This is a genomic window from Bacillus sp. EKM202B, assembly GCF_011066025.1.
Taxonomy (GTDB): Bacteria; Bacillota; Bacilli; order Bacillales; family Bacillaceae_G; genus Bacillus_A; species Bacillus_A toyonensis.
The window spans coordinates 1-17,984 of sequence record NZ_JAAMNK010000053.1 but is presented as its reverse complement, the minus strand read 5'-3'; the positions used below and the strand labels follow the sequence as shown (position 1 = coordinate 17,984).

Annotated in this window: 17 protein-coding genes and 3 pseudogenes; 4 read left to right on the top strand and 16 right to left on the bottom strand. The window is 35.4% G+C overall.

The window, feature by feature from the left end; genetic code table 11:
- Nucleotides 1–199 precede the first annotated feature (199 nt).
- Together G9F74_RS30335 and G9F74_RS28365 are read left to right on the top strand one after the other, a co-directional pair.
- Nucleotides 200–382: pseudogene (locus G9F74_RS30335) on the top strand (nucleoid-structuring protein H-NS); the annotation flags it as partial.
- A 6-nt stretch (nt 383–388) separates the two neighbouring features.
- Nucleotides 389–607 (top strand): zinc ribbon domain-containing protein, encoded by a 219-nt coding sequence (locus tag G9F74_RS28365; RefSeq protein ID WP_311732388.1) that lies wholly within the window; start codon nt 389–391, stop codon nt 605–607.
- Nucleotides 608–841: 234 nt separating this feature from the next.
- On the opposite strand, the gene G9F74_RS28360 is transcribed toward G9F74_RS28365, so the two are convergent.
- The 4 genes from G9F74_RS28360 to G9F74_RS28345 all read right to left on the bottom strand — a co-directional run bounded on the left by G9F74_RS28360 (nt 842) and on the right by G9F74_RS28345 (nt 3,282).
- A complete protein-coding gene (locus tag G9F74_RS28360) occupies nt 842–2,071 on the bottom strand; it encodes an NAD(P)/FAD-dependent oxidoreductase (RefSeq protein WP_016107002.1) in 1,230 nt (409 codons plus the stop codon).
- Between the two features lie 133 nt (nt 2,072–2,204).
- Entirely contained in the window at nt 2,205–2,393 is a 189-nt protein-coding gene (hfq, locus tag G9F74_RS28355) for an RNA chaperone Hfq (protein WP_000482676.1), read from the bottom strand.
- A 26-nt stretch (nt 2,394–2,419) separates the two neighbouring features.
- The gene (locus tag G9F74_RS28350; protein ID WP_000788509.1) at nt 2,420–2,755 is read right to left on the bottom strand and encodes a hypothetical protein; all 336 of its coding nucleotides are present in this window, start codon (nt 2,753–2,755) and stop codon (nt 2,420–2,422) included.
- 248 nt (nt 2,756–3,003) lie between these two features.
- Nucleotides 3,004–3,282 carry an AbrB/MazE/SpoVT family DNA-binding domain-containing protein gene (locus G9F74_RS28345; protein WP_000648352.1) on the bottom strand — a complete coding sequence of 93 codons (279 nt, stop codon included), beginning with the start codon at nt 3,280–3,282 and terminating at the stop codon, nt 3,004–3,006.
- 279 nt (nt 3,283–3,561) lie between these two features.
- Between G9F74_RS28345 and G9F74_RS30330 the strand changes: the two are divergent.
- Nucleotides 3,562–3,768 (top strand): annotated as a pseudogene (locus tag G9F74_RS30330) (Tn3 family transposase); the annotation flags it as partial.
- A 273-nt stretch (nt 3,769–4,041) separates the two neighbouring features.
- Here G9F74_RS30330 and G9F74_RS28340 read toward each other — a convergent pair.
- Together G9F74_RS28340 and G9F74_RS28335 are read right to left on the bottom strand one after the other, a co-directional pair.
- Complete coding sequence (locus G9F74_RS28340) at nt 4,042–5,430, bottom strand: IS4 family transposase (protein WP_165406377.1); 1,389 nt, start codon at nt 5,428–5,430, stop codon at nt 4,042–4,044.
- A 105-nt stretch (nt 5,431–5,535) separates the two neighbouring features.
- A complete protein-coding gene (locus tag G9F74_RS28335) occupies nt 5,536–6,705 on the bottom strand; it encodes a serine hydrolase domain-containing protein (RefSeq protein WP_165406376.1) in 1,170 nt (389 codons plus the stop codon).
- 611 nt (nt 6,706–7,316) lie between these two features.
- On the opposite strand from G9F74_RS28335, the pseudogene G9F74_RS30325 reads away from it, so the two are divergent.
- A pseudogene (locus G9F74_RS30325) lies at nt 7,317–7,463 on the top strand (transcriptional regulator); the annotation flags it as partial.
- A 99-nt stretch (nt 7,464–7,562) separates the two neighbouring features.
- Here G9F74_RS30325 and G9F74_RS28325 read toward each other — a convergent pair.
- The 10 genes from G9F74_RS28325 to G9F74_RS28280 form a co-directional block, all read right to left on the bottom strand.
- Nucleotides 7,563–7,943 (bottom strand): hypothetical protein, encoded by a 381-nt coding sequence (locus tag G9F74_RS28325; RefSeq protein ID WP_098839596.1) that lies wholly within the window; start codon nt 7,941–7,943, stop codon nt 7,563–7,565.
- 338 nt (nt 7,944–8,281) lie between these two features.
- The gene (locus G9F74_RS28320; RefSeq protein WP_221429653.1) at nt 8,282–9,031 is read right to left on the bottom strand and encodes an abortive infection family protein; all 750 of its coding nucleotides are present in this window, start codon (nt 9,029–9,031) and stop codon (nt 8,282–8,284) included.
- 406 nt (nt 9,032–9,437) lie between these two features.
- Nucleotides 9,438–9,680, bottom strand: coding sequence for a helix-turn-helix domain-containing protein (locus tag G9F74_RS28315; RefSeq protein ID WP_165406375.1), 243 nt, complete (start codon nt 9,678–9,680; stop codon nt 9,438–9,440).
- A 131-nt stretch (nt 9,681–9,811) separates the two neighbouring features.
- Complete coding sequence (locus G9F74_RS28310) at nt 9,812–9,955, bottom strand: hypothetical protein (RefSeq protein ID WP_165406370.1); 144 nt, start codon at nt 9,953–9,955, stop codon at nt 9,812–9,814.
- Between the two features lie 523 nt (nt 9,956–10,478).
- On the bottom strand, nt 10,479–11,141 hold the full coding sequence (locus G9F74_RS28300) for a restriction endonuclease (protein WP_165406374.1): 663 nt from the start codon (nt 11,139–11,141) through the stop codon (nt 10,479–10,481).
- Nucleotides 11,134–12,111: a DUF3991 and TOPRIM domain-containing protein gene (locus tag G9F74_RS28295; protein ID WP_165406373.1), complete on the bottom strand. Its 978-nt coding sequence runs from the start codon at nt 12,109–12,111 to the stop codon at nt 11,134–11,136. The genes G9F74_RS28300 and G9F74_RS28295 overlap by 8 nt, the downstream gene beginning before the upstream one ends.
- Before the next feature lie 97 nt (nt 12,112–12,208).
- Entirely contained in the window at nt 12,209–14,866 is a 2,658-nt protein-coding gene (locus tag G9F74_RS28290; RefSeq protein WP_165406372.1) for a type IA DNA topoisomerase, read from the bottom strand.
- Between the two features lie 15 nt (nt 14,867–14,881).
- Entirely contained in the window at nt 14,882–15,016 is a 135-nt protein-coding gene (locus G9F74_RS30320; protein WP_255257375.1) for a hypothetical protein, read from the bottom strand.
- A gap of 144 nt (nt 15,017–15,160) precedes the next feature.
- Entirely contained in the window at nt 15,161–17,662 is a 2,502-nt protein-coding gene (locus tag G9F74_RS28285; RefSeq protein ID WP_165406371.1) for an LPD25 domain-containing protein, read from the bottom strand.
- A complete protein-coding gene (locus G9F74_RS28280; RefSeq protein ID WP_016107048.1) occupies nt 17,655–17,933 on the bottom strand; it encodes a hypothetical protein in 279 nt (92 codons plus the stop codon). Before G9F74_RS28280 ends, G9F74_RS28285 begins: the two co-directional genes overlap by 8 nt.
- Nucleotides 17,934–17,984: the final 51 nt, after the last annotated feature.

Below are 17,984 nucleotides of genomic sequence, written 5' to 3'. Positions count from 1 at the left end.
TGTCACCTATAGCTTATAGGAAACATGTTATCTAGGTGTTTTTTCTTTGTCTCACCAAATGGGGTCAGACCACCTATGATTCTACAGAATGAATAGCGTATTTTTTCATTTTAGGGGGCATTTCTTTTTATTAGCTTGATAGCGATGTGGCGGTACCCCACATAATAATATATACAGAATTCACTAGTAAGATATACTCTTGTTAGAAATGCGACAAGAGTGGGAGTGAGGCTATATCATACCTTACATGATCTCTGGTGTACTTAATGAACATCCACGTGTCGCCATGGCTTACCGTGATAGCGCCGATCGTGACAAATTCGTAGATTTTTATGACAAGGTAACATCACCCGAAGTCACTCTGGCTCCAGCATCGAAATAGGTTAGATTGCTAAAGGTACCTCTATTGTTTCTCGTAGACGAAGCATACACTTCTCAAACATGCCCTTGTTGCCAGAAAGTGCGGACACGTAACTACGTTTGTGTGTGCGGCTACGAAGAACACTGGGACATTCACGGTGCCCGCAACATTTTGGCAAAAGAACTGTACGGAAAGATGTGTCATATCCCGGAAGAAACGAAGAGAAAGTATTTGTGGATTGCGTAAGCAAAAAGTAGTAGACGGTGTGTTCCCACCCTTCTGCATGTGCAGAAGTTGCTTAGTCAAATGAAGAAAAGGAGTCCCTGCATAGGTGCAGAGAGGAGATGGAAAATCCTCTTCTCATGGGACCTTGTCTTTGTTGATGCTAAGAAATCCCCACTTCAAGCGGAAGCGAGTAAGTGGGGGAGGTTCATAGTGAATTATTTTTGTACTTAAATCACTTAATCTCTAAAATCATTGCTAGATCGATTGCATAATTCGTGCGAGTTCTTTTTCTAAAGCAGCGGGCTCGTTTGCATAATTGTAAATCCCTAAAAACTTCTCTATAGCCTCTGGATGGGAACTGATTAGCTTGTTGACAGCATCCTGTTGTTCAGATATGCGTTCATTCTTCGAAATTTGGCATCCCATGTGAAACCGAACCATAAACTCATCTTCTATTGCCTTTTGATATTCTTCAGACATTTGATTTGATTGATCGGATTGTCCCTTATATTTTGATAGAATATTGGATAATATACGTGCTCCACATATAGCATCATGGATACCCTGCGCCATGCCAGGATCTTTAAAACAAACTGCATCTCCAACCAACGCCCATCCTTTTCCCATTCCTTTATACCAGTAATTATCATATCCGAGAATGCCTTTGACCGGTTCTACTAGTTCTGCATTTTTCAAGCGCGCCCCAATTGTTGTATTCGGAAAGTTATCTGTAAAGAAATTGCGTAGACAGCTTTCCGGATTTAATTTCAACCGTTCTATCAATTCCTTATTTTCTAATGGGAAAATGCCGACAATTACATATAAATCATCATTCGTCGGAAAGAGAATGGCTGTGTTATCTTTTATCTTGTATACTTCAAATTTAGGGACATTATCGTGGCGAAATCCAGAGAAATACCCGAAATAGATGCCGACTGTTGCCGGAATACTTATTTTGAGTTCACTTTTTACCAGCTTGCGAATAATAGAGGATCGGCCGTCTGCCCCGACTACCAGGCGAGCTAAAAATTCTTGTTTCTCGTTGTCGCCGTCTAAACCTTTCACGCCTATCACTGTTTCGTCATCACGGATGACATCCGTCACACGAAATCCTTCTAAAACAGTTACATTCATTTGGGATTTGGCTTGTTCAAGTAGAATATGATCGAGATAAGTTCTTCTAATACAATAACAACTTTCCTCTCCGTAAACCTCAGGGATGAGACCTTCTATCACGGTATCCTCAAATTGAAATTTAATATCCCGTACCGGCGGTGCATTTGTTTCCAATAACTTGTCCAGGACACCGTTTTCTCGAAGAAGAGCGACAGTATTATTGAAAAAGGTATGGGTTGATAATGTGTCCCTTGGAAAATTCGCTCGGTCCACTAACAACACATGGAAACCTGCCTTAGCAAGATAAATTGCCAGGGTAGAGCCGGCACATCTAGCACCGGTAATGATGACATCATACGTCTTATTCATCGTATCACTCCATTTTCAAGTATATCTTCAGTTATTTTTTCGTTTAAGATAAAATCCATTCCAGCATCCTTTATGTCAAATCGAAATAAAAAAATCAATATATCCCTCTCCTTTTATATAATACAATCATTTTTTATATAGCAAGTGTAGAGATTGCTTGTTTGTAGATTAATTGTTGTTTACCATGAATCATCATTAGGACGGTAAATTTATCTGTTGCAAGGATCTTCCCACGTACTGGAACCCCATTCTTTAAAAATACAGTAACTTCCCCTTTTTTCTCTTTCAATTGTTCATACATATCTTCTTGTAAATTAAACATTAAATGGCCCCCTGGTTTGTTTGGATTTACTTTTCTTCTAATACTTGTTGCTTTTCACTGTTAGATATTTGTGATTCCCATTCACTTTCTATTTTTCTAAACCATCTTCCTATTTTGCTTAGATAATATTTTTTTACTTCACCATAAGGAATCCAAATTTCACGTTCCTGTATTTGATTCATCACTTCATGAAGAATCTCATCATGTTCATACTTTTTAGGTTTTCTATGATGTGTTTTTACAAACTGTGTATATTCTCTACGTAACCAATTAGAAATATGTTCTTTTTGTTTTTGCTTGAGATGTGACCATTTTTTATTTGTTTGAAGGATTTTTCCATTTACTTTTATGTGGTTTTTCATCGACACTCATCTCCTTTTACTAGCAAAACGAATATATAACTATCGTATCACATTTAAATCGAAATACTGGTCTAAGTACATATTTCGCAAGAAATGTATCCAAAACTAACAATACAGCATCCATTTAGCAGATGAGTTCAACATAAGATTCAATGTAGACTATTGATTATGTATCTTGTTTTTTATTAAATATTACGGTACGTGAAATTTTAAATATCTTTACTAAAAAAGCCCCTTGAAAGGAGCACTTATTTTACAAGATACTGTTCTACTTCTTTTAGTAATAATTCTGCACCTTCTGGACTTAATGTTATTTTACCATTTGCTAGTGCTATGTTATGAGTTGAAACTTCTCCTGTTAATGCACAAACACCACCAGGCTGATACTTCTGTAAAACAATGTCTTCCCCTTCTACAAAAATCTCTAATGGTGATTTTTCTTTAATACCAAGCGTATTTCTAAGTTCCTTTGGAATTACTACACGCCCTAATTCATCTACTTTTCTAGTTACTCCGGTTGCTTTCATCTAGCATCTTTCCCCATTTCATTATCAATTTGTACCCAATTTATTCTTAACTATTGTAACAGGATTTCGCCATACATGAGAAACATAATGATCCAAAAACTGACGAGTTTTGTATTTAAAAATATGAAATATCCTAACCGTTGAACTAGCTGTACAAAATACTGTATCAAAAATAATTCGTAAGATAATTAGTAAAACACTTTTTTGTTACACCGTAATCTGATAACGGAAAGAAAATACAGCCAATGACCCAAAACTACATGTATCTCGACTGAACCTCTATTATGGAATACGGTATATATATCACGTGCAGTAGATGCTTTACGTGCAAAATGTATGGACATTCCAGAAGAATATTTACAACATATATCTTAACTTGGATGGGAGCATATTACGTTGACAGGTGATTATGTTTGGAACTTAAATGAAAAAACAAATTTTAATAATCTAAGACCATTACGAGAGAAAAATTATATGAAAAAGTAGGAAAGTAAGTAATTAGCCGGTTCCTTAACGTACAAGGAACTGGCTAATCTGTGTCCAAATTGTGTCTAAACGTACAATTTTCTTTTTTTGATATGGTGACCCCATGCCCATCAACTTAAGAACGGAAATAAAATGAATTTTTGTTCATTTGAACTAAAAAACTCTTAAAATATTTTGTGTCCTTAAAAATAAGCACGCTAAATAAACCTAAATAGGTATCATTTTTAAAGATTATGCAGCTTTTTTTTGTTTTCTAAGTCTACTATGAGGGGATCATACCATATCAAAGACTGTTTTCTTCTCATATCGATGAGATTTCCGCCCATTTTTCTGTAGTAGGTGGAATAGACGGATTAGAATCTTTGTTATTTCTTGAGTGTCTTTCTGTATAGCTTGATATAAAAGATATAAATAATCTTGGATCATTCCTATCGCTTTATATTCGCTTAATTCTCTTTTCTTCTTTTGCAAAAGAAGTTGGCGCATTTTAAACATAGTAGAGGAGCACAGAAAAATAGCGATTAGCTTTCCATATAATTGGCACTCTAATCGTTCTTGTTTTACATTACGATAATGGTCTATTTTGAAGAGTGATTTCCATGTTTTAAAGACAATCTCTATTTGCCAACGCAAAGTATATAACTCATGTACCTGTTCCATCGGAACCCATTCCCAAGGTGTATTCGTCACGTACACGTTTAATCCCGCTACCATTTTACTTTTCTCTGAGTACGTTCTATTTTTGGATTTTTCTTTCTGCAAGATTTTCGCTCGTCTTTTTTGAAGTTGTTTTTCTGTTAATCGATTAAAAATAACACGTGAAAACAGTTGTTGTTTATCACCAATATAAGCATGTTTTAATTCAAATGTTTCTCCGGGGTGTAGTTGGTTTAAAATCTGTTTCACATCAATTTGTATGTATTCCGATTGTTTTTTTATTACACCATTTTTAAAGTATTCCGGGTTTGGATTTTTCACATATACATTCGTGTTTAATTTCAAACGAGAAATATAGTATGTACCTCGTTGATCCATTTGATCTAAGTCTTCCAATGAAAAATAACCCAAATCACGAATACATAAATCTCCTGGTCGTAAAGTATCTAAGCACTCCGTACCAAATGTTTTGTCATTATTTTTTCCTGGTCCAACTTGAAAGTTAAGAAATTGTCCACTGTGCAAATCATATTCTAATTGAATTTTAATTCCCGCTGTTTGGGCACATCCTCCAGAGCCTGGATATAAATTCTCTAAGGCATTTGGCACTTGAAATACGGTGGCATCTAGGATACGAATTCGTTGAAAATAAGAGAAGAGGTGGTTAGAAATTTGCGTTTGTTCACATACTTTTTGTTGTAACAGTAAAGAAAAAAGATGTTTTAAAACTAAAACTGCTTTTGTATTTAAGCGTTTATTTAAGCCTTCAGGACTGATTAAAGTACCAGTAGCTGCATGAAGCCTACTACATAATCGAACTAAAGGATCACTTGCTACCCGTTGACTGATCCAAATGCAAATAGTAGCTAAGTCTGAACCAGAAAACTTACGTTTTCGTTTTATAAATCCGATTTCTCTTGCAAGTTCTTCTAAGAATACAGGTGTAACATATCGTTGTAATTCTTCCGCAAATGATTGTAATTCATCTTGAATCGAAAAATGCATAAGAAAACGTCATCCTTTCTAATTTAGCTTATTTAGAAAGGATAACGTTTTTTGGTATTTGAGGGTATTAAAATCTCTTAAGCTGATGGGCACGTATGGTGACCCCTACTTGCTAAATTCAGCAAGTAAAATATTTTTAAAAGGATTAGGACTGTCAGTTCTACCCAAACTATTCCAATTGACGACCAACGTATGCTTGCCTCCAAGTTTACCTCCAACAAGAGTAGTAAACCCTAGAATGCCACCTGTGTGTCCCCATATCGAGACACCGTTTGGAAGCTTAGTTTCATAGATTCCAAGACCATATCCATCGATTCCTTCACTTCCTGTAGGAACTGTAGTAAGCATTTGTTTTAGTTGCTGTTCTTTCAGTAATTTGCCACCGAGCAAGTAAGAGAAGAATTTATTTAAGTCGTCAGCAGTAGAAATCATATCTCCAGCTGAGCTAGCTACACTTGGGTTATAATAAGTAACGTCTTTTAGCTCACTTGTTCCGTCTGGTTGGACATATCCACGGGCATGCTTGGTGCCTGGAATAACGCTTGAATTTCCAGGTAGGAATGTATTCGATAATTCAAGCGGTTCAATAATCCGATTTTCAATCTCTTCCGCATAGCTGTTTCTGGTTACTTTTTCAATAAGAATACCCAGTAATACGTATCCTGTGTTTGAATAAGACCAACCATCTCCTGGGTCAAAGTCTGGGGGCAGAGAAATCCCCATCTTCACTAACTCTTCAGCCGTATACGATTTTTTTGTATCCATAAAATCAGCGTCTTTTGACCTTGAGTATTCAGCGATACCACTTGTATGGTTCAATATCTGCCGGATCTTAATCTGGTTACCATCATATCCGTTTCCTTGAATGACACCAGGCAACCATTTTTCGATGGAGTCATCTAGATTCAAGCGGTTCTCTCCAGCTAATTGAAGTACAACCGTTGCGGTGAACGTCTTCGTCACGCTTCCAATGCGAAAGCGAAAATCTGTTTTCATTGGTTGCTTGGTGCTCAGATTCGCTACCCCAGCGGCATAACCCCACGTTTTTCCACCCTCGGAAGTTTTAGCAAGTATCCCCGGGTATCCAAGTTGCAATGTATCCCGCATTGCTTGCTTGACGGAATTACGATCTCGTTGAGTGCTTGTTTGTAACGAACTAGATACATTTTGAGTGGGCTCTGCTTTTACAATTGAGGCGGGCGTTGTATATAACAGGGAACTTCCAGCTATTAAAAGGGCAAGACTTGCACATGTAATTTGACTACGTATTTTCATAAGGCATTCCTCTCCTCTATTCATATTGTATAAGTGTTTGCTTACTGTTCCTTACTTCCTGACAAGACTTAGGGAAAGGTCCTCACTCTTAAAGATTAAAGCCCCAGTACAAAGGTCTCTATCAATACCAACAATTTGAGCCATTTAAATCTCCATCCCTTCTATAACAAAATTATTCAAAGGTATGAAAGCATATTATGTACCCTTAGTTATTGTTAGGATTAACACAACATGAGACATAACCCCCAACCCATATTTTACTTTATTTATCCATAATATGTATTGAGAAAGAATGTAAATTTGAATCCTTTCCGTACCCCAACTATTGATCGTTTTTTTCACCTATTATAATTAGTTATTTAGAATTTCATAATAAAAAACTGTAAAAAAATAACGAGCCCCTTAACGTACAGGAGGCGGTTGAAAAATATGTCTAAACGCACAATTTTCTTTTTTGATATGGTGACCCCATCGCCATCAAGCTAAGGTTTTGAAGTACCCACTAAATGAAATTTTTCTTTCTCTACAGTTAGTTATTTTGAGAAGTCAGCTCATTTTTTTGTTTTTGGGGTGTTTACTTTTCTTAAATTGATGGATGTGTATGGTGACCCCAAATAGTTGATTTTATAGAGGGAAAACCTATAAGTGAAGTAAAGCCTAATATAAAAGATAAATTATTAAAAATAAGTTTGATGCTTGCAAGTGCTTTAATTAGTTATAGTTTGATTTATTTAGGATTGAGTGTATTTGGAAGATAACTTAGAAAACTATTAAAAGTCCTCCGGATTGTTTAACTGGAGGACTTTTGTGTTTACATAATTATTGTTATTGGAAGTGCATTTAAGACCACTATTAATTTAATTAGATTCTAATATCTCAAGTTTTTTAGCTAATACCCAACCAGTTAGACCTAAAGATGCACAAATGTTGTAATAAAAATAATTCCCTTTTATTAATGTTTCCTCTAATTCCTTAATATCTTTATAATATATAGGCCAACAATGAGGTCTTTGTTCCTCTAATAATTTTTTATTTTCTTTAAAAAAATTTAGAATTGGATATTCGTCTATATTAAAAATAATGCTATGCCTTAGATGAGTTTCAAAAAAATGTGCTAGGACACCTGAAAAAACTATATATACATCCCTTCCTGATTCCGTAAGCGTATGCATACGAATTTCTTCTTTCTCGAGATTAACTTGGTACGAAATAATTGTATTATCGTGAACACTTATCATAACTTCACTCCCTAAATTATAGGTACTTAATTTTTGTTTTTTTAATACTTTTTTCTTTATTATAACATTGGGAAGAACTAATTTACTTGGATTTTTAGATGTATAGGATATTCATGATCGGTTAACGTAACGTCCTATTATCAGTAGCAAGGAAAAAGGCGGACCCTTACTCTCACAGGGAATCCGCCTTTTTTTGTTCTATGGATCTATTCAATTTTTTATACATTCCTATCTTGGTGCGGTTTTAAGGGTTCTCGTTTGTTACTAGATCAGCCGAAAAACTGTATAAAATCTTGAATACTCTTAGCCTGTTTTTTTCCGAAATGCTGATAACATAGTTAATTTACACTTGCTTCTTCCCATGAAGAAAGTAAAAACTCAGCCATGGTTCCTCCTAAATTCACAGCCATTTTTGCATGTCGTGGAGATGGCTTAGGAGTTTTTTGACTTTTCCCATGTGCATCGCTTAATTTATTCCTTAAAGAACCTAGTCCTGTTATTACTGAAGAGCATCCTCCTAAAATTTGTTTGAAAATTTGTTCTGTATGTGCGTTTGGAGCTAAATTTAATACAACTTGAACCTCTTTATAGAGTGCAGGAAGTTCTGCTTTATCATCATAACTATGATTTGCTTCATCTAAAATATGTTTACATGTAGCTTCTATTAGGGTTCTTGCCATAGTAATAGCACCTTCAGGATCAGTTGTGCGTCTTTCTAAAGCTTTTTGCCATGCTGTTTGTATATATAGATTGCTTATCTTTTCTGAAACAGTAGAAGTAACTACTTCATCTACTGGGGAATCTACATGAATGTTTTGTTCTAAGTATGTTAATACAGGATCAAATTGTTCACGTAAATATTTTCTTCTTCCTTCATAACTTTGGGATTTTTCTTTGATGTATGACCAAAACTCATCTGAAGAGCGACATGTTTTTATAAATCTAGGCATTTTATCTTTAATGTAGTTGGATTTAAGTAACTGTTCTCTTCTATCTTTATACTCTTGATGACTAATTTCTGTTCCGGTAGCCTTTGAAATTAGCATATTTTTAAAAATTTCAACTTCTACGCATAGTTTTTCAAACAAAGTAACTCCTCCTATATATGTATATTTACTATAACATCATACCAAAAAAGTTTGCTCGTTATTAAAAGAATATTTATATAATTTTATGTATCAAATTAGAAATGAAACTAAGTTTATTACCTATTTTCACACGTCTCCAGGCTGTATCACTTGTTTAGGTACTTTGATTTTTATTGAATATTACGGTACGTGAAATTTTTATTTTCTTAGTTAAAAAAGCCCCCATCGATTTTACACCTATGAGAGCTACCTAAGGGTATTTATACTTTTCGACTTGATTCTATTGTAACAATCTTTCACCAAATAGCAAAAACATAACGATCCAAAACCAAATAATCAAACTAAATGCACTCTTGAAACCGCCCCACAGTGAAAATGTTTCTCCTTGCATTTTTATCATCCTTTCTTATTTGTCCTTTGTTTCTCCAAACCATTCATACATTGCCTGTCGGCTTATAATCCATTCCTTACGCTTCCCTTCAGGATGCAAAAAATACTTTACTAAACCTTCTTGTAACATGCGTTCTAAATCATTTATTTGCTTCTCGTTCATTAAAGAAGGGCTATATTTATTCTTAATTGTCTCACGAGGAATCCTCCAGTAAAAAGCTGCTTCAGATGGTGTCATGTATTTATCGATTTCTTTCATGAGAATTCTCCTTTGTTTGTGCTTTTCCTTTTATGTTACAATAAATAAAGAAGGAAATGGACTAGATTTCCTTCTACTTCAGTCACTCATTAACTAAGCCCTTTGTTTGCTGTTAAGCAAATGAAGGGTTTTTATTTTGCTTGTTTATATTTACTATCTATGACAGCCAAACGGATCAACTTCAGCTTAATATCCATACTAAGAGAAAGCCATTCAGATGTACCAATTTTCATATCCTTTTCCTCCCCCATTCCCTTTTTCTTTTTATACTTCAAAAAAATTAACCCCTTAAAACATTTGTATTTTACACTAATTTAACAACTAGGGAATCCTCATCATATTCGTGAATGTGTAAATCATAGCGCATTTCTGTCGCATCCAGTACTTTACAAAACCTCTGATAGTAAGACGGATTACTTACTTCTATGCCAATTTCTCCATTCCTGAACAGATACTCTATATCATCAATGATTTCTTTTACTGTATTCTCCAGTATTCTCACTCCTTATCTTTATAAAATAACCTTGCAAGGTTATTTTATAATAAAACAATCAACCTTACAAGGTTATTCGTTTGTTTTTCAGATATTTTATAAAAAAATTCTTATTAACATCCTTAACTCAATTTAAACCGCTTATTTTCACTTACAACACACCCTTTGTTATTTAGGTCTTATGTCATTAACTTTCAAATAAACATTGGTTATATCAAAATCTGAGAAGCCGTTTTTTGATGAGAGTATGATTTTTTAAAAGTTCATTCCTAAAAATAACAAAAGAGCTGGATTTTCATCACAGCTCACATATTGATTGGTTCTGTATGTGTACATGTAGGATATTGAGAGCAACCAAAAAACTTATTACCTGTTTTATTTGAATTACGGATCACTAAATCATGTTTACATGTGGGACATTTCCGTTCTTCAGGTTTTACCCCTTGATACACATCTTCAGCCGAATATTCGGGATTGATTTTATTAATCAGTTTCTGAAGTTCTACACGATCTATGAGTTTTACATGGCATGCTTCTGCTAATTCTTTCGCCTGTCTTGTATACACACTGTTCGTTACAACCCAGCCCTCGTGTGCTTTGTAATAAGCCTGTGCTGCATATATCTCTTGTACAGCATTGATGCCGACTCTATTTTTCATCCCGTAGCGTTTTGCCTGGATTACAATACGATTCTTCCCCTTCAATACCAAATCCGCTCCGAAATCATTTGACTGCTTTGTGACTGTTGGAGAATAACCCAACTCTCGAAAGAGAGCTTTTAGGTATACTTCAAATTGATGTCCGTCCATTTTGTCTATATAGCGAATACCAGACTTAGCCATTCGCTTTAATATTCTTCGCTCCTGGATCTTCCGGTACATGAATTTACAAATACGAAAAAAAACATAAAGGGTAAAACCATACATCAAAATTTGTAATAGGTTTGGCATTTCTGGTAGATTAGACACTTCGCTCCACCTCTTTAATTGGTTTCATTTTCTTTGGTTGGGCTGTTTCTTTTGCCTGTTGCTCATTCACTTGTTTCTTCCGGACATCGTTCCAATCTTTTTCATTCGTTGGAATATCCTCTTTAAGATCTACAAAGCATTTCATTGTCTGAATGAAGTCTTTCCCAGCCTTATCATTATCAACTGCCATTATGACCTCTTTAATCTCGTGCCCTTCTTTTTTCGCATCCATTAAAGATTGAATCACTGTTTTGGACTTCAATCCATGCATAGAAACCAGGCGAGCGTTTTGGATATTATTTTGTTTAATGCTCCAATGAGATAACATGTCGATTGGATCTTCATAAAAATAAATCTTATCCGGTTTACCTACATCAACCGTAAAACCGGCATTGATTTTTTCATAATTCGGAACAATTTGCTTAAAGCTTCCTCTTTTATTCTCCATTTTGACCGTACCTTGACGGTTCATACCAATGACTTGCCCTTTGCCTCCTTCTTCTCTCCATTTGAACACCACGTTATTTTTCTTATCCTGGGCGATGAGATCTTTTTTAATCAGCCAATTCACCAAGCGAGGATCTATTTTCCGTTCATGAATTAGATATTCTTTTATCTCTGTTTGCTTATTTACTTCCAGGTGTTTGGGATAACTAAATGGCTGCTGCTCTTTTTTGCGCTCCTCTTCAGCTTTTGAACGATCAAACTCTTTATAGTCCCCCTTCTGAATGTCCATCACTGCTTGTGGGAATGTCATGTCATAGTACATCATGGCAAAGCTAATCGCTCCATATCCTTTTTCCCCTCGACTATTCCAGGCGTATTGATTCCCTTTAATAATGAGGCTGTCATGCTCCGTATGACGATAATAGTTTCCTTCTTTCTTAAACGTTTCTCCTTTTGCTTCCAGATATGAAATCAAGTCAACTTTTCTTGCTTTCATCGCATCCTCCGCACTGACATATGCCATTACGGAATCCCCCCTTTACTCTATAAAATGAAATAAAAAAGAGGACTATTCCGTTTCCTAGTCCTCTTTTGCTACTTATAGTTGATACATTTCATTTTTATTTGCCGAATAAGAATTTTAATCGCTTCTCCTGTACGCTGTATGATAAACGAGCATCAAATTTCTTCCCGTTTTTGTTTGAGATAAACCCTTTAATCTGATCTGTCACATTCGTTTCTAATAACTTTTTCACATGGTTACTACTTAAATTTTTACCAGAGAATGTACCAAAAATAATGAAGTCACAGCCTTTTTTGTATTTCTCACATAAATAGTTACTTTTCCCTACAAGAACCCTACTCTTACACAATGGACATTTACCAATGGTACGATCTTCAGTCGTTGGAAAACGGAATTTCAAACTTCCGTCCGCTTCCATATAGATAGCTGCTGTAAATTCTCCCTTTTCTCCTTGAAAGCCGTTGATAAAATCTGTTGTTTTATACTGAAGTAGCTTCTTCATTTGATTGCCAGGGATTGCTTTCCCTTTCATTTTGGCTGGTAACATAAAATCACATCCGTTTTTATGCTCTGTGCATCCATAAAATGTTTTACGATGAAGCATATCCCCTTTTTTACATTTTGGACATTTACCAAATGACAGCTCCTCTTGTGTTGGGAACTGAAATTTAACATTTCCTTCATGTAACACGAGATAAGCGGAAAACTCCTTCTCATTGGACTTAAATCCTTTTAAAAGATCTGTTTTCTTATCTTCAAACAGCTTTTTCGCTTGCGCCTCCGGAATCGCTTTTTCTTTAATTTTTTTCGGTAAGGAGATTTCACATTCCGGATAATTACTGCACCCATAAAAATTGCCTTTATGAAGGATTTTTCCTTTTCTACAAGGGCATTTGCACACCTCAATTTGCTGATTCCAAGTATTAATAATGCTATCCGACACCTTATCATCCATTGCGCCTAATTGTTCCACCGTGTCTTTTACAAACGAATTTGTTTTCTCCACAAATTCCTCATATTTCATTTCACTCTTTTCGATCATGTAGATCATCCCTTCCATTTCAGCCGTATAAGCTGGATTTTTGATTTCATCTACCGGAAAAGCATCTATAAACGCACGACCAATATTAGTGGTTCGAATCTGACTGTTGGTAACATCAATATATCTTCGCTCTAATAGTTTTGGAATAAACGTTTCTTCCGTTGCGACTGTCCCAATCCGTTTTCCTTTCATAAGTTCTTTCAAATGTTCATCATCTAATTTACGCCCTGCCGTTTCCATAAAGGTTAAAATGGAACTTTCCGTATGAAAGGCTGGTTTCTTTGTTCGAGACTCAATCAAGTCATACTGAACGATTCTGAAAGAATCTCCTTCTCGTAAAATAGGTATCTGAAATGCTTCAACTGAACCTTCTTCTATATCCCCTTGAAACACGCTTAGAAACCCTTTCTCTTGTAGGATCTTTTCTTTTGTACTGTAGGTATTGCCCTCTTGATCTATAAAATGTACTTCTCTTACCAGGTAGATTGCTGGTTTCATAAAATTCCCGATAAATCGTTTTACAATTAAGTCATATAACTGTTTTTCTAATGGATCTCGGTTGGTCCCGACATATAATTTTGTTGTTGGGATGATGGCAAAGTGACTACTGACTAATTCATCATTAAAAATAGAATGTTTTTTCGTAATAGAAGATGGAATTACTTGTTGTACAAGATTTGCATAGGCGCTTTTTTCTAATGCTGCCATTACTTCTTTCACTCGTTCCACTTGTTCTGTAGGTAAGTGCCTGGATGAAGAACGAGGATATGTGATAAAGCCTTCTTCATACAAATTCTGAATATGCTTTTTTGCTGTTTCCGCATTTATCTTCAGTTTGGCGTGAGCATCTTTGTAGATATCCGTTAAGTTATATAATAATTTTGGTTTCTTTTTTCTATTGCTTTCTTTAAATTCCGTTACAATTACATTCGTTTCTTTCAAGCTATCTCCAAGCTTTTGTAGTGGCGATGGATCTATCAGTTGATCTTCTGTTTTCATTACTGGTGATAAACCGTTTTCCGTTAGTAGCTTTAAATTGTAATAGGTTTGTTCTTTATAATTTTGAATAGCGATTTCCCTTTGACGGATTTCATTCAAGATACACATTTGAACACGACCAGAAGCCAATAAGAATTGGTTTCTTGCTAGTTTAGATGTACAGCCTCTTGTAACATTAATCCCTAGAATATAATCCAGGTATTGCCTGGCTTTAGCCGATTGTGCAAGCCCGTCATAGTCTGTTCCTGGTTCTAATCGGTTTAATGCTCCTTCTAATTCTGCGGCTTCATAAGAAGAGATAAAAAGACGGGATTCTCGCTTGTTCACACCTGCATATTCATATAATTCACGATAAATAAGCTCACCCTCTCTATCTGCATCACAAGAGTTGACCACATGATCCACATCGGGACGATTTAACAACTTCACTAATATTTGAATTTGTTCTAGACTATCCGATTTCTCTTTATATTCCGGCTCTAAAATAATGGGTAAGTGATCAAATTTAAATTCTTTGTACTTCTCGTCCATCTCCTCCGGATGTTTTAGTTCTAATAAATGCCCCCGGCACCAACTAATAATGTAATTTTCATTTTCATAGTAACCATAATAAGGCTTGCTCCCTGGATATCTTTTTGAGTTTTTAAATCTAGGTGATTTTAATAATTCAACAGCTACCTTCGGCTTTTCAGCAATAAATAATGTTTTCCCCATACGTATTACCTCCTATTAATCTACAATTTCCGTTTTACGCTTCCATTTCTTATTTCTGTGCTTTTTCATTATTTTGCGACCAAATAATAGCAACGTGTTCAAAAAGACAGCTACAAGGAACATACAGCCTGCAAACAGCCATACATTCATGACATTCACTCCTCTCGTTCTATAAACAAGAAAGAGGGCTTTTTTTTTTCCCTCTTTCATTTCTGGATATAAAAAAATCACTTTCCGTTTTCTCAATTGAGTAACAAAAAATGATTTAATCTGGTGTTCCTGCTATACAATTTTTCATCGTTCCATTTCCGTTATTCCCCTTTTTCTACTTGATTTCTTTGTAGCCTTCGCCTGCTCTACATTACCTGACTCTGGCTTTTTGTCTTTTTCTTTATCATTCGTTTGTTTTCCGTTCAATGGCTGAAATTTTTTATCTATATCCATTTCCTTTGAAGTTGTAGACTGATTCACGGTTATTCCTTCTTTTCCAAGCTTCTCATCCACCTGATTTTCTAATTTTACTACGTGTTCCTGACTTATCAGCTCATTATCAATCGAAACATATTTCGTTGTATAATACCGCTCTTCAGCTTTTACACGAGTGACAATACTATCAATATTATCTGGTGTTTCTTCATACTGTGAACGTCTGTATGCTTCGAATTTTCGGCTTAAGTCCTTATCTAATGTAGTTGATTCTTTTTCTTTTGAAGGTTGAATTTGTTGATCTAAAGAGGCAATAGGTGCATATCCTTCCTTCTTCATTTCTTTATACAATTCCACTTCTTTTTCATTAAAAGAGTGATCTTTTTGTGCCTCCACTTTATCAACTAAGAGTCCATATCGTTCATCTTTTACGATTTCATCTAGACTCATATTTGCATCTTTTTCATAAACAACAAATGACAAATTCCCTCTTCCATCAAAGATAGAACTTTGAACCTTTTCATATAAATCTGGTTTCAAAATGTTATCTAAATAGACATTTTCTCGTTTCCCGTTCTTTTCCATGAGGGAAACGTATAAATCGTCCCGATCTGTTTTATCTTGATTCCAAACAGACAAATAATTTATATCTTTCGTAACAGCATCCATCATGTGGATTCTTGCCTGCTCTTCATCTTGTATACTGTTTGCTAATACTTCAATTGTAACTAAGTGATTGGGTGTCTCTTTGGATTTTTCTAATGTACTTTCCTGTGCTTTTTCCATCGGTATTTCTTTGTTATTTCTATAATTCATCACTTCATCTCGTAACGCTTGTTTTACTTCATCCGATAAATACCTTTTCTCGTTTAATACTTGTTCATACGGTGTCTTGTAGTCCCCATCCCCCATATCCAAACGATCCATACTCACAAGCTCCATTCTCCCAAAATCTCTATCTACTTCTTTTGGAATGGCAATATGATAACGAGTTTTATCATATGGTACGTATTCATCCCTTTCTCTTGCTTCCTCTTTTGCTTTTTCAATATTTTTAATGACTTCAGCCATTTTTTCATTGGCCTCTCCAAATGGAATCAACTGACTACCTTTAAAATTTTCGTTTTCGCTCCACTGAACTAACATAGTTGGACGATTTATTTCATTTTGATTTAGTGCTGCATACTTTTCTTGATTCGCTTCGTTAAATGCATCAATAAATTCTTTATCACTCAATTTTTCTGCGCCTTCTACGGGCTCAAACGCTCTGTTTCTATCCGCTTGTTCCCTTAACTCTGTAACGGAAACAAGCTCTTGTGTCGTGTTACTTAAACTCATAAATTCAACCAACAAGATATTTTTTTCATCCTGTTTTTCATTTTCTTTTGCCATACTTCCCACCTCTTTTTCATTTATTTGTTGTTTTTCTTTTTCCAAACTACCTTCAATCGTTTCGATGAATTCAATGGAAGTTTCATGTACTTCTTTCAACAACTTCGTTTTATCTTTCATTTCTTTTCCTTGTGTCCAGCTCGCTAAATATCCTAATGAATATTCGCTTGTATCAATCCCAAAATAAGAAGAAACGGCGTAAGCTGTCATTTCTGCTTGAAACTCTTTTTCTGGCGCTGTGTAATTCATATGCGTCTCTGCGGTATGAAGTTTGGCATGTGCCAATTCATGAAGAAGAGTTTTTACATTTTGTAATTCACTGTTTCGTGGATTCAAAGCAACCTCTTTTGTTAGGGTATAGCTCACGCCTTTTGAAACACCCAGCTCCGCTTTGGGTGCAATGATTTTCACACCGTTTTTTTCCGCAATGGCTTCCATTCCTTTATACAAACTCTGGTAATCCGTAACGCTCCCCTCTAGCCAACGATTCGGAAAAATACGAGGTAGATCTTCCGCTTTTGCGTTTGTTTGAGACAGGTCAAACACATGACCGACAGCAAAATATAAGCGACCAGGCATCACTTCTACGCTTTTAGATTCAATTTGTTTCTTCTCTTCCTCATTTGCTTTAGTTACTGTTTTCCAAGCGCCTTCTTTGTCCTTAAATTTTGCTACAGTTCGGTTTGGAACAAGAATTTTAATTCCTTTCTCACCCTTCTTAACCGGAAATCCTTTTTCTTTCCAAAAAGAAAAGGAACCAACTGCATTGGCTCCCTGGAATTGACTCTGTATTAATGAAATATTAGATGGTGAATAGTGATAAAACTTTGCCATAAACGTTAAATACTCTTTTAAATCTCCCGGTGTACGAAAATAACCTTCTACGCTTTTTTCCATCTTTTTTGTTAAAGCTTGCACCGCTTCTTTCTTTTCTTCTGGTGATTTCGTTTGATACTTTTTCTTATAATTTTTACTCATGATCTTCTCCTACTCTTTCACTCGCTTTTTGTAATTCCTCCATTTCTTCTTCATTCCATCTCTCAGCTGTATCAAAGAAAAGCTCATGAGTTTTTACATTAACCGGAACTAACATATTTTCTTGATTCATGACATGGACTGCAAGTTCTTCCTCTTGTTCTCGTGTAATTTTAATTGTTAGTTCTTCCTCTTTCACAAGTAAAACAAGTTCACCTTCTCCAACCTCTTTAATGACCCCTAATGCGGTCGGGTAGCTAAGCTGTGTTACCACCGCTTCGCCCCCACAGAACCGTACGTGTGGCTTTCACCACATACGGCTCTT

Bases quoted from the DNA above. Each gene is read 5' to 3' on its own strand.
- G9F74_RS28360 (WP_016107002.1), bottom strand. From the start codon at position 2,071: ATGAATAAGACGTATGATGTCATCATTACCGGTGCTAGATGTGCCGGC.
- hfq (WP_000482676.1), bottom strand. From the start codon at position 2,393: ATGTTTAATTTACAAGAAGATATGTATGAACAATTGAAAGAGAAAAAA.
- G9F74_RS28350 (WP_000788509.1), bottom strand. From the start codon at position 2,755: ATGAAAAACCACATAAAAGTAAATGGAAAAATCCTTCAAACAAATAAA.
- G9F74_RS28345 (WP_000648352.1), bottom strand. From the start codon at position 3,282: ATGAAAGCAACCGGAGTAACTAGAAAAGTAGATGAATTAGGGCGTGTA.
- G9F74_RS28340 (WP_165406377.1), bottom strand. From the start codon at position 5,430: ATGCATTTTTCGATTCAAGATGAATTACAATCATTTGCGGAAGAATTA.
- G9F74_RS28335 (WP_165406376.1), bottom strand. From the start codon at position 6,705: ATGAAAATACGTAGTCAAATTACATGTGCAAGTCTTGCCCTTTTAATA.
- G9F74_RS28325 (WP_098839596.1), bottom strand. From the start codon at position 7,943: ATGATAAGTGTTCACGATAATACAATTATTTCGTACCAAGTTAATCTC.
- G9F74_RS28315 (WP_165406375.1), bottom strand. From the start codon at position 9,680: ATGAAAGAAATCGATAAATACATGACACCATCTGAAGCAGCTTTTTAC.
- G9F74_RS28295 (WP_165406373.1), bottom strand. From the start codon at position 12,111: ATGGCATATGTCAGTGCGGAGGATGCGATGAAAGCAAGAAAAGTTGAC.
- G9F74_RS28290 (WP_165406372.1), bottom strand. From the start codon at position 14,866: ATGGGGAAAACATTATTTATTGCTGAAAAGCCGAAGGTAGCTGTTGAA.
- G9F74_RS30320 (WP_255257375.1), bottom strand. From the start codon at position 15,016: ATGAATGTATGGCTGTTTGCAGGCTGTATGTTCCTTGTAGCTGTCTTT.
- G9F74_RS28285 (WP_165406371.1), bottom strand. From the start codon at position 17,662: ATGAGTAAAAATTATAAGAAAAAGTATCAAACGAAATCACCAGAAGAA.